10 protein-coding genes, 1 rRNA gene, 1 pseudogene and 1 riboswitch are annotated in these 11,405 nt (G+C 68.7%); of the genes and pseudogenes, 1 reads left to right on the top strand and 11 read right to left on the bottom strand.

Features of this window, described 5'->3' with window-relative positions:
• Nucleotides 1-159 precede the first annotated feature (159 nt).
• Nucleotides 160-255: riboswitch (glycine riboswitch) on the bottom strand.
• A gap of 113 nt (nt 256-368) precedes the next feature.
• Nucleotides 369-743: a PRC-barrel domain-containing protein gene (locus ACZ3I3_RS29925; RefSeq protein WP_467370178.1), complete on the top strand. Its 375-nt coding sequence runs from the start codon at nt 369-371 to the stop codon at nt 741-743.
• On the opposite strand, the pseudogene ACZ3I3_RS29920 reads toward ACZ3I3_RS29925, so the two are convergent.
• The 11 genes and pseudogenes from ACZ3I3_RS29920 to rrf all read right to left on the bottom strand — a co-directional run.
• A pseudogene (locus ACZ3I3_RS29920) lies at nt 662-2,167 on the bottom strand (DNA polymerase IV). The gene ACZ3I3_RS29925 and the pseudogene ACZ3I3_RS29920 overlap by 82 nt on opposite strands.
• 134 nt (nt 2,168-2,301) lie before the next feature.
• The gene (locus ACZ3I3_RS29915; RefSeq protein WP_467370176.1) at nt 2,302-2,985 is read right to left on the bottom strand and encodes a MerR family transcriptional regulator; all 684 of its coding nucleotides are present in this window, start codon (nt 2,983-2,985) and stop codon (nt 2,302-2,304) included.
• Between the two features lie 316 nt (nt 2,986-3,301).
• The gene (locus tag ACZ3I3_RS29910) at nt 3,302-3,775 is read right to left on the bottom strand and encodes a bifunctional nuclease family protein (RefSeq protein WP_003988851.1); all 474 of its coding nucleotides are present in this window, start codon (nt 3,773-3,775) and stop codon (nt 3,302-3,304) included.
• Between the two features lie 84 nt (nt 3,776-3,859).
• Nucleotides 3,860-4,594: a transcriptional regulator FtsR gene (ftsR, locus tag ACZ3I3_RS29905; protein WP_467370175.1), complete on the bottom strand. Its 735-nt coding sequence runs from the start codon at nt 4,592-4,594 to the stop codon at nt 3,860-3,862.
• Nucleotides 4,595-4,645: 51 nt separating this feature from the next.
• Nucleotides 4,646-5,593 carry an FHA domain-containing protein gene (locus ACZ3I3_RS29900; RefSeq protein WP_467370174.1) on the bottom strand — a complete coding sequence of 316 codons (948 nt, stop codon included), beginning with the start codon at nt 5,591-5,593 and terminating at the stop codon, nt 4,646-4,648.
• Nucleotides 5,594-5,654: 61 nt separating this feature from the next.
• Nucleotides 5,655-6,635: a DUF881 domain-containing protein gene (locus ACZ3I3_RS29895; RefSeq protein ID WP_467370172.1), complete on the bottom strand. Its 981-nt coding sequence runs from the start codon at nt 6,633-6,635 to the stop codon at nt 5,655-5,657.
• A gap of 5 nt (nt 6,636-6,640) precedes the next feature.
• On the bottom strand, nt 6,641-6,973 hold the full coding sequence (locus ACZ3I3_RS29890; protein ID WP_003988855.1) for a small basic family protein: 333 nt from the start codon (nt 6,971-6,973) through the stop codon (nt 6,641-6,643).
• Nucleotides 6,970-7,884: a DUF881 domain-containing protein gene (locus ACZ3I3_RS29885; protein WP_399414858.1), complete on the bottom strand. Its 915-nt coding sequence runs from the start codon at nt 7,882-7,884 to the stop codon at nt 6,970-6,972. Before ACZ3I3_RS29885 ends, ACZ3I3_RS29890 begins: the two co-directional genes overlap by 4 nt.
• 97 nt (nt 7,885-7,981) lie before the next feature.
• Nucleotides 7,982-10,477 (bottom strand): sugar phosphate nucleotidyltransferase, encoded by a 2,496-nt coding sequence (locus ACZ3I3_RS29880; protein ID WP_467370170.1) that lies wholly within the window; start codon nt 10,475-10,477, stop codon nt 7,982-7,984.
• A 115-nt stretch (nt 10,478-10,592) separates the two neighbouring features.
• Nucleotides 10,593-11,201, bottom strand: coding sequence for a CDP-alcohol phosphatidyltransferase family protein (locus ACZ3I3_RS29875; RefSeq protein ID WP_037668019.1), 609 nt, complete (start codon nt 11,199-11,201; stop codon nt 10,593-10,595).
• A gap of 109 nt (nt 11,202-11,310) precedes the next feature.
• A 5S ribosomal RNA gene (gene rrf / locus ACZ3I3_RS29870) occupies nt 11,311-11,405 on the bottom strand; the annotation flags it as partial.

The raw sequence follows: 11,405 nt of genomic DNA, 5'->3' as shown, positions 1-11,405 counted from the left end.
CTGACACGACCTTCGAGGGGCACCACGGCACGGGTACCCGAACGGCCTCCCCCTCTGTCATCTCGACCTGAGAGCTTCACCGGATCGCCCGAAGGCCTCCGGTTTTCACCGTCGGTGAGAGCGGAAGCCGTCGACACCCGCCCTGCTTTCCAGAGTGACCTCGTCCGTGCGGTACGTGTGCCTGAGAGATTCCGGGGAGGATTTGCTCCTTCGGCGCCTCCGATGGTGTCTGGAGGACTCTCCCGCACGGGGTCAGCAGCCGCTGCCAGCGTACCAGCGCGGTCAACGCACGAACCTTCGAGTGGCCGCCTCCCCGATTGTGCCGTTTTGTAGTGTTCACGGATGAGTTGCGACTACGTGGAGGGCCCGTGCGAACCGATACCGATCCGCGCAACCTGATCGGCCGCAAGGCGTTCGACCGCAACGGAACCAGGATCGGCACGATCGACGAGGTCTACCTCGACGACGCCACCGGTGAGCCGGAGTGGGCGGCCATACGGACCGGCCTGTTCAGCAGGGACGCTTTCGTCCCGCTCGAACCGAGTGAACTGATCGACGGCGCCCTCCACGTGCCCTTCGACCGCGCCCTGATCAAGGACGCCCCCGACTTCGGCGTGGGCCGGCACCTCTCCCCCGAACAGGAACTGCAGCTCTACCACCACTACGGCCTCGACGTCGCCGCGCCTCCCCCGCTGCCCGACCACGACTTCGGCAAGCTGGCGGGCACGGACGAGACGGCCTGAAGCCCCGACCGGCCGGTCTAGGGGGCAGCGGACCCCACCCCCACAGCCCCGGCCCCACCCTCCGGCCCACCACCACTCTCCCCCGGGCTTGATAACACCAGCGGCAACGGATCCGCCGGCTCCAGGTCCGGATCGTCGACCCGGAAGGTCCGCACCCGCCCGGGCTCGGAGCCGGGCGTCTCGAACCGCACGGTGACCCGCCCCAGACCGCTTCCCTGCACCCATCCGTGCCCGAACAGGGCGTGCCGTACGTCGTGCCCGGCGGGCCACCGCCGCTCGGCGAGCGCCGGCTGCTCCTCGGCCGGCGCCACGGCGTCCTCCTCGAGCGGTCCCTGCGCCTCCGGCCGCTCCCCTGCCGCCTGCGCGAAGAGATCCTCCTGGGTGTAGTCGGCGAGCCCGCTGACGCCCACCCCGAGCAACCGCACACCGCCCGTCGTGTCGACCGAGTCGAGCAGCCGGGCCGCCGCCTCACGGATCACCCCGGGATCGTCCGTCGGCCCGCGCAGCGTCTCGGACCGGGTGAGCGTCGAGAAGTCGTACCGCCGCACCTTCAGCACGATCGTCCGCCCGGACAGCCCGGCCCCGCGCAGCCGCCGCACGCACCGGTCGGCCAGTCGCTGCACCTCGAGACCGACCCGCACCCGGTCGTGGATGTCCACGTCGTAGGTGTCCTCGACCGACACCGACTTCGTCTCCCGCTCCGCCACGACAGGCCGGTCGTCCCGCGCGAGCGCCATGGCGTACAGGCCGTGCCCGTGCGACTTTCCCAGCAGCCGGACCATCTCGTCCTCGCCCGCCTCGGCGATCTCCTCGATCGTGGTGATCCCGGCCCGCCGCAGATGATCGCCCGTCGCCGGCCCGACCCCCGGCAGCGTCCGCACCGACATCGGCCCGAGCATCGCCCGCTCGGTCCCCGGCTCGATCACCACCAGCCCGTCCGGCTTGGCCTGCTCCGAGGCGATCTTCGCGAGCATCTTGGAGGCGGCGAGCCCCACCGATCCCGTGAGCCCGGTGACGGCCCGTATGTCCGCGCGCAGCTGCCCTCCGACGAGCCGCGCCGACTGCTCGTCCCACGCCGCTCCCCCGGCTTCCAGGTCCACGAACGCCTCGTCCAGGCTCAGCGGCTCCACCAGCGGCGACAGCGCCCGCAGCAGCTCCATCACCCGCTCGCTGATCGCCTTGTAGAACCCGAAGCGCGGCACGAGGTACGCGGCGTTGGGCGCCAGCCGCCTGGCCTGCCCCATCGGCATCGCCGAATGCACACCGAAGACCCTCGCCTCGTACGATGCCGTGGCCACGACGCCCCGGGGCCCGAGCCCGCCCACGACGACGGCCTTTCCGCGCAGGCTCGGCTTGGACGCCTGCTCCACCGAGGCGAAGAAGGCGTCCATGTCGAGATGCAGGATCGTGGGCGCGGTTCTCACATCTCCGATGCTGCCCTACGCCACTGACAACGCCCCGGGCAACCACCCTGACACCCCCGGGAGAAACCGCTTGCGGCCCGGCGCGGAAACGTCCCGCCTCCAACGGCCAGGGGGGCACCGCACTGCCGGACGGTTCAGACGGCCCGGTTCCGCCGACGCGCCAGCTCGTCCGCCGGGTTGGACCCGACCAGGGTCTCGCCGGTGTCGATCCGCTCGCCGTGCAGCTGGGACAGCGCGCTCTCCACGTCCCGCCACACCACGCCCACGGCGATCCCGAAGACGCCCTGGCCCCCTTGGAGCAGCGCGTGAACCTCGTCCGGCGAGGTGCACTCGTAGACCGTCGCCCCGTCACTCATCAGCGTCATGCGCTCCAGATCGCGGAAACCGCGTTCTCTGAGGTGCTGGACGGCCGTGCGGATGTTCTGGAGCGACACCCCGGTGTCGAGGAACCGCTTGACGATCTTCAGGACGACGACGTCCCGGAAGCTGTACAGCCGCTGCGTCCCCGACCCGTAGGCGGGACGCACACTCGGCTCGACGAGGCCGGTGCGGGCCCAGTAGTCCAACTGCCGGTAGGTGATTCCGGCGGCCGCGCAGGCCGTGGGGCCGCGATAGCCGATCTGCTCGGACGCCATGGACGCCGTCCCTCCGCTGCTCGGCACAGCCGTCGGTCGCTGCGGAACGTGATCAGCCACCCCGCCGGGCTGGGGACATCCCCCGCTCGGGCGGAGCCGTGAGCCCGGGGGAGGGTACGGACCGCTCGCCCTGAGACTGCGCTCGGGGCCACCCCCAGCCGTACCGTCGCCGCTGCTTCTCACGCCGACCTCCGTCCTTGACCTGCCTTCTCGACGGTAGGCAGTCACCCGGGGTGCGTCAACGATCGCCACACTCGCCACGCCGAGTGATAATCACCCTAAGAGTGGTTTCCCGTGCCCCACCGCGGGGAAAGGCTAGCCGAATGCCCCCGATACGGGCCGCGTGACGCTCTCACTCGCCTCCGGCACATGCGGGCATTTCACCCGTCACACACAGGGCGGGCGACCCTGCCGCGGACCACATCGTCCGCCGGGCCGCCCACGCGCCTCACTGGCCTCCGGCACTCCCCGCCGTCCGGCTCTCACCGGATTCCGGAGCTCACTGGCTGCTGCTGCCGAAGTCCTCCGGGGAGATCTGGTCGAGGAACTCGCGGAATTTCTCCACCTCGTCCTCCTGCTCGTCCGGGATCGCGATACCGGCGTCGTCGAGCACCGTGTCACTGCCGTAGATCGGCGTTCCGGTGCGCAGGGCCAGCGCTATGGCGTCGGACGGACGGGCGCTCACCTCGACGCCGCTGGCGAAGACCAGCTCCGCGTAGAAGACGCCCTCACGCAGGTCCGTGATGCGCACTTCCGTGAGCTCCTGACCGACGGCCTCCAGCACGTCCTTGAACAGATCGTGGGTCAGCGGCCGCGCAGGAGCCATGCCCTGCTGGGCGAAGGCGATCGCCGTCGCCTCACCCGGTCCGATCCAGATGGGGAGGTAACGGTCGCCTCCCACTTCACGCAGCAGCACGATCGGTTGGTTGGAGGGCATTTCCACCCGGACACCTACGACATCGAGCTCGTTCACACAGCAACCCTAGGCCGTGCTCGGGATGTTTGGGTAGTCGGGCCGGGAACGGGCGCCTGTTCCGGTCGCCCGCGACCGGCCGTCTCAGGGCAGCCGCACACCCAGCGCCGTCTGCACCAACGCGGCATGCAGCCTCACGGTGAGCCCCGCCAGCTCCTTGGCACGGGCTTCCGCGTGAGCCCTGGTCTGCGGGTTCCGGTGCCGCTTCAGCGGGGCCACCACCTGGTCCACGAGCCCGGCCTCGCGGTCGGCGGCGGCCTTCATCACCCGCAGGTGCCGCGGCTCGATCCCGAACCGCCCCAGCTCGGCGATCAGCGAGGCCACCGTGACCGCCTCCGCGTCGTAGACCCCGTCCTCCAGGGGGGTGACGAGCCCGTACGACTCCCACTCCCCGAGTTCCTCCTCGCCGACGCCGGCGGCGGCGAGGAGCTCCTCACGCCCGATCCTGGCCGCCGTGGGCACCTCGGGGGACTCGGGGACGCTCTCGCCGTCACGCTGACGGCCCAGCGTCGGCAGCTGGACGGCCTCACCGCGCTCCATGGCGTCCAGATGCTCGCGGATCACCTTCAAGGGCAGATAGTGGTCCCGCTGCATCCTCAGGACATGGCCGAGGCGCTCGACGTCATGGGCGCTGAACTTGCGGTACCCCGACGGGGTCCGCTGTGGCTCGATGAGCCCCTCCGCCTCCAGGAAACGGATCTTGGAGATGGTGACCTCGGGGAACTCGTCGCGCAGCACGTTCAGCACCGTGCCGATGCTCATCAGCCTGTCCGTGGCGGCGGCGCCGTGCCCGGCACCGCCGCTCGGTGTTTGCAGCATGGACCTTCCCTGACGGACGGACCTTCGCGGGCTTCCCCGGACGAAATCCGGTCAGTAGCCCCGCTGGCTGGCGTAGAAGACCAGCCGGTACTTGCCGATCTGCACCTCGTCGCCGTTGTTCAGGGCGACCTGGTCGATCCGCTCGCGGTTCACGTACGTGCCGTTCAGGCTGCCCACGTCGGCCACCGTGAACGAGCCGTCCTGACCTCGGCGGAACTCCACATGGCGCCGGGAGACCGTCACGTCGTCCAGGAAGATGTCGCTCTGCGGATGACGCCCGGCCGTGGTCAGATCGCCGTCCAGCAGGAAGCGGCTGCCCGAATTCGGCCCGCGGCGCACGACCAGGAGCGCGGAGCCCAGCGGCAGCGCGTCGACGGCCGCCTGCGCCTCCGGGGACAGCGTCGGCATCGGCGTCTGGCCGGTGGTCTCGCTGTCGTAGGCCTCAAGACCGGAGATGGAGATCGTGGAGGTCGTCTCGGACGGACGCTCCGCCGCCGCTCCCGCCCGCAGCGGCGCGCCGCAGTTGGAGCAGAAGCGGCTGTTCTCCGCGTTGCGGTTACCGCACCTCGTACACACCAGGGCCGACATCGGATCCTCCTGCCGCGGCTGCCCACCGGGGGCATTGGACGCATACGGGTCGGAAAACCCTCCACCCGCACTTGAGGGTTGCCCGAAACCTATGCCGCCAGGCTGCGCAGGGTCAACCGACGGCGCGCCCTGACCTCCGGAAACGTCGCCGCCCGGGCCACCGACCTGGTCCCGGAACAGCGGCCGCTGGCCCTCCGCGTCAGGCTGTGCGCGATGGCGAGCGGTCGCATTGTCGCTGCCTTCTCGCGCGCTCTTGCCGAACAACTTCGCAAACAACTTCACGGGCGATTCCCCTTGACCGAAACAGACCCGCCCGTGGGGCAGGACGAACCCTGACTGAACACTCTGGCCGACCCGGACATCCTGACAACGTCCGTCTGCACCAGACAGTTTCCACCACGCACCACCCATTCGGTGCGCCGACCCCCCGCAACCTCATGCCCTCGCCCGACCTCGCCCATGCACCCCCGGTTCACTGGGAGGACGACCGAGCGTAGTCAGGCCGCTTCACCTGCCGCAAGGCGTCCACGACGATCTTGGTCGACCGCTCGATGGTGACCGTGGCCTGTTCCTTCTCGAGAGTCTGCACCACGCCTCCGGGGATGTTGAGCGCCGGCTCGAGATCCTGCGGCTTGCCGATGACCTTGAAACGATAGGGCGCGTTGATCTTGTTCCCGTCGACGCCCACGCCCTTGCCGGAGTCCGCCAGGTACGTGCCCGCGACGACCCGCACGCCGTTCACCTGAATCGCCTCGGCACCCGCCGCGCGCAGCTCCTGCACCGCGTCGAGCAGCATGTCCGCCTCTACCGTGCCCTTGGTGTCCTCGATGGTCACGGTGATGCCGGGCCCCTGCGCGGCCACGGTTCCGGCCAGGATGCCGAGTTGCCTCTCCTTCTCGACCGTCTGCTTCCGGGCCTCCTCGGCCTGGTCCGAGCTGTTCTCCAACTCGTCGCGCTGCTTCTCGAGGCCCTGCTTCTCGTCCTCAAGACGCTGCGTACGGTCGTCCAGTTCATCGAGGATGCGGACGAGATCTTCCTGACGCGCACCGCGCAGCGCGCTGTCACCGTCGCTGTGCGAGGCCACCTGCACGGCCAGCCCGAACCCGAGGCCGAACAGCAGCAGCGCGACGATGAGTTGGGCCCGTGAGACCCGCGGCGGCCACAGCCCCTTCACCAGCCGCTGCCGACCGGTCAACCGCGGCTCGGTCTCGGGGCCGGGCCCGGCAGCCGTCTGCGGTTCGGGCTCCGGTTCCGGTTCCGGTTCTGGTTCCCGTTCTGGTGCTGGTGCTGGTTCTGTTTTTGATTCAGGAGCGTCCTGGGCGGCAGGAGCCGGCGCGGACACCTCCTGGGGCAGTTCCCTGCGCAGCCGGTTCCCGGACTCGCCGTTCCCGTCGCGCTGGTCCGCGCGCGTGCCGCCGTTGTCCTCGGGGCGCTTGTCGTCGTGCTCGCTCATCGGCCTCACGCCCGGAACACGTGCCGGCGGATCGCCGCGGCGTTGGAGAAGATCCGGATACCGAGGACGACCACCACACCGGTGGACAGCTGGGCACCCACGCCCAGCTTGTCCCCCAGGAACACGATCAACGCGGCCACCACCACGTTCGACAGGAACGACACCACGAAGACCTTGTCGTCGAAGATGCCGTCGAGCATGGCCCGCAGGCCGCCGAAGACGGCGTCGAGCGCCGCCACGACAGCGATCGGCAGATAAGGCTCGACCACCGCCGGAACCTCAGGCCGGACCAACAGGCCGGCCACGACTCCCACGACGAGGCCCAGTACGGCGATCACGATGTGCCCTTCTCGCTCTTCTCAATGCTCGGCTGTGCTGTACGTACGATCACACTCGGCGCGGCAGGCAGCCGCAGGTCGTCCTCCACGGAGATGCCTGTCCTGATGCCGTAACTCTCCTGGAGCGCGTTCAGATAGAGCCCGTCCGCGCTGTCCTGGAACCGGGTGCTCAGCCGCTGTCCGTCCCCCACCGCGAGCACCGTGTACGGCGGCACCAGCGGCTTGTTGTCGACCAGTATCGCGTCCCCCGCGGCCCTGATCGCGGACAGGGCCGTCAGCCGCTGCCCGTTGATGGAGACGGCCTCGGCGCCCGACTCCCACAGCCCGTTGACCACGCGCTGCATGTCCCGGTCGCGCACTCGGCCCGTGTCGGAGAACCCGGTGGTCTCACGCGGGTCTCCGTCACCGCCCGAGCCGGCTTCCTTGGCGTCGTTGACCACGAGCTTCACGCCGGGGCCGTGCACCGCTGTGGCGCCCGACAGGATGCCCACGATGTCGGACTCGGCGCTTCCACCGCTGTGCTTCAGCGCCTCCCGCTGGCGCGCGCTCACGTCCTCGCGCAGCCGGTCGACGGAGTCCTCCAGCTTGTCCGCCGCCTCGGTCTCCCGGTCGATCCGGTCGACCAGTTCCTCCCGCTCCTTGGCGACGACCGGAGCGGCGACGCGCGCCTGGGCCGCTCCCAAGGTCACGACGAGGGCCGCCAGCACCAGGCCGGCAGCGAGTCCCAGCTTCGCCCTGAGCGTCCTCGGCATGCCACCGTCGCCCGCGGCCTTCTTGCGCGCGGCGGCCTCGGCGTAACCGTCGTCGAGGCTGTGGTCCATGACGTTGGTGATCAACGACATGGACGCGTCCGGGCGCCGGGGCCGCGTCGGTGTGCTCCGAATGGGGGGTTGCTGCGGCATGCCGCACATCGTCGCACGTCGCGGCCACTACCTCCGAAACGGCCCCACGGCGTGCCGGACAGGCCCCGTTGGGGACACTTGTCCGGCACGCACGCGTGCAGCCCGTTTACCGGCCGGCGCTGTCCACGACCGCCGACCACTCGTCCAGCAGGGCCTGCGCGGAGGCGTCGTCCGGCCCCTCGGCCCACAGGTGGGTGACGGCCTCGGCCGGGTCGGGCAGCACCATCACCCAACGACCGTCGGTCTCCACCACCCGCACACCGTCCGTGGTGTCCACGAACCGGTCTCCGGCCGCCTCGACGACCCGCCGCATCACGAGTCCCTTGACGGCCCACGGAGTCGCAAGGTCCCGCTTCAGGACGTGCGCCCGCGGGATCCGCGCGTCGATCTGGCTGAGCGTGAGCTGCGTCCGCGCCACGAGCCCGATGAGCCGTACGAAAGCCGCGGTGGCGTCGTACACGCTGCTGAACTCCGGGACGATGAACCCGCCCTTGCCGTCACCACCGAAGATCGTCCCTTCCTCACCACCCACGCGCGTGAGGTCGTCGGGAGACGTGGTCGTCCACTCGACCTGGGTCCCGTGGTACGCCGCCACCTGCTCGGCGATCCGGGTCGTGGTCACCGGAAGCGCGACCCGGCCGCTGCGCCGCTCGGCCGCGATGAGGTCGAGCAACACGAGCAGCGCCCGGTCGTCCTCGATGATGCGGCCCTTCTCGTCGACGAGGGACAGCCGCTCACCGACGGGATCGAACCGCACTCCGAACGCGGCCCCCGAGGACGCCACGATCTCTCCGAGACGCACCATCCCCGACCGCCGCATGTCGGCCGTCTCCGTCGGCCTGGACTCGTCGAGACCTGGATTGATCGTCAGCGAGTCGACACCGAGCTTCCCCAGCAGACTGGGCAGGACGAGTCCCGCACTACCGTTGGAGGCGTCCACGACGACCTTCAGGCCGGAGTCCGCGATCCCGGTGATGTCGACGTTCCGCAGCAGCGACCCCGTGTACGAGTCGAAGACACTCGCCGGGAAGTGGAGGTCACCGATCTCGCCGGGGAACGCACGCCGGTACTCCTGCCGCGCGAACACCCGGTCCAGCTTCCGCTGGCTGCCCTGCGACAGGTCGGCGCCCTGCCCGTCGAAGAACATGATGTCGACGGAATCCTGCACCCCGGGCGTCGTACGGATCATGATCCCGCCCGCGCTGCCGCGCGCCGTCTGCTGCCGGGCCACCGGCAGCGGCACGTTCTCCAGGTCCCGTACATCGATGGCGCTGGCCTGCAGCGCAGAAATCACCGCTCGCTTCAGCGCGCGCGCACCACGCGAGTGGTCGCGGGCCGTGGTGACGGTCGAGCCCTTCTTCAGGGTGGTCGCATAGGCACCGGCCAGCCGCACCGCCAGCTCCGGCGTGATCTCCACGTTCAGGATTCCGGACACACCCCGGGCGCCGAAGAGGTGCGCCTGCCCCCTGGATTCCCAAATGACGGAGGTGTTGACGAAGGCACCGGCTTCGATGGTCTTGAACGGATAGACCCGCACATTGCCCTGAACGATCGATTCTTCACCGATCAGGCACTCATCACCGATGACCGCGCCGTCCTCGATCCGCGCCGCACGCATGATGTCGGTGTTCTTCCCGACCACGCAGCCACGCAGGTTGCTGTGGGGCCCCACGTAGACGTTGTCGTGAACGACGGCCTTGTGCAGGAAAGCGCCGCTCTTGACGACCACGTTGGAGCCCACGACGGTGTGCTCACGGATTTCGGCGCCGGCTTCGACCTTGGCGTAGTCCCCGATGTACAGCGGCCCTCGGAGCACGGCGTCGGGGTGGACCTCGGCCCCTTCGGCCACCCACACCCCGGCGGAGATCTCGAACCCGTCGATGTCGACGTCGACCTTGCCCTCCAGGACGTCGGCCTGGGCCTTCACGTAGCTCTCGTGCGTACCGACGTCCTCCCAGTAGCCCTCGGCGATGTAGCCGTAGATGGGCTTGCCTTCCTTCATCAGCTGCGGGAAGACATCACCGGACCAGTCGACGGGCACATCGGGCTCGACGTAGTCGAAGACCTCGGGCTCCATCACGTAGATGCCGGTGTTCACGGTGTCGGAGAAGACCTGGCCCCAGGTGGGCTTCTCGAGGAAGCGTTCCACCTTGCCTTCCTCGTCGACAATGGTGATACCGAATTCCAGCGGATTGGGCACACGCGTCAGACAGACCGTGACGAGCGCACCCTTCTCCTTGTGGAAATTGATGAGCTCGGTGAGGTCGAAATCCGTCAGGGCATCGCCCGAGATGACGAGGAAGGCATCGTCCTTCAACGCCTCTTCGGCGTTCTTGACGCTTCCGGCGGTACCGAGTGGCTTCTCCTCATTGGCATAGGTGAGCTCCATACCGAGCTCTTCGCCGTCGCCGAAGTAGTTCTTGACGAGCGAGGCCAGGAACTGGACAGTTACGACTGTTTCGTTGAGCCCATGCCTTTTGAGCAGCCGCAGCACATGCTCCATGATCGGGCGGTTGGCCACGGGCAGGAGCGGCTTGGGCATGCTTGAGGTCATGGGGCGAAGGCGCGTGCCTTCGCCTCCGGCCATCACGACGGCCTTCATGTCGGAAGCGTCCTCCTCGAAGAGACGACGGTCTAGCCGACTTCCCCCGCGAGGATTGTCCCGCACTTTTCCACCACGGGCCATCGCACCGCTTCTGTGGGAGCAATCCGCGAGTTCAATCGGGCATGGCGTCCGCACGGACCAGGCGGCGGACTTGTACTACGTAGAGGACTCCTGCCCACCAGTACAGCGTTGTACCCCATCCGGCGAACGCCCATCCGAAAATAGCAGCCAGTGACGAGATCCAACCACTTCCGTCGCTGAGCAGGAGCAGCGGGAAGGCATACATCAAGTTGAAGGTAGCGGCCTTGCCCAGGAAGTTCACCTGGGGCGGCGGATAGCCGTGCCGGCGGAGGATGCCCACCATCACCAGCAGAACCAGCTCCCGCGCCAGAAGTACAGCGGTCAACCAGAGGGGCAGAATCTCGCGCCAGGTGAGGCCGACCAATGTCGAAAGAATGTAGAGCCGGTCGGCCGCGGGGTCGAGGAGCCGGCCGAGGCTGCTGATCTGGTTCCAGCGCCGCGCGAGCTTGCCGTCAAGGTAGTCACTGATGCCGCTCAGAGCCAGCACCAGAAGTGCCCAGCCGTCACTCTTGGGCCCACCGAACTCAGGCCGCAGAATCAGCCACAGGAAGAGGGGCACGCCGACGAGGCGCGCCATGCTGAGGATGTTCGGGATGGTGAGCACACGGTCCGTCTGGACGCGAGTCTCCTGAACCTCCACCCGGGGGCCTCCTGTGGGAAACGTGCCAACGATGCTCCCTGACCTTACCTCAACGCAAAAAAGCTCTGGCTCTCGGGCTGAGTGCCCAAGAGCCAGAGCTCTAAAGGGAGTTCGGCGGCGTCCTACTCTCCCACAGGGTCCCCCCTGCAGTACCATCGGCGCTGTAAGGCTTAGCTTCCGGGTTCGGAATGTAACCGGGCGTTT

It is taken from the genome of Streptomyces sp. NPDC016851, assembly GCF_055562795.1.
This window is presented reverse-complemented; position numbering and strand designations above follow the sequence as displayed.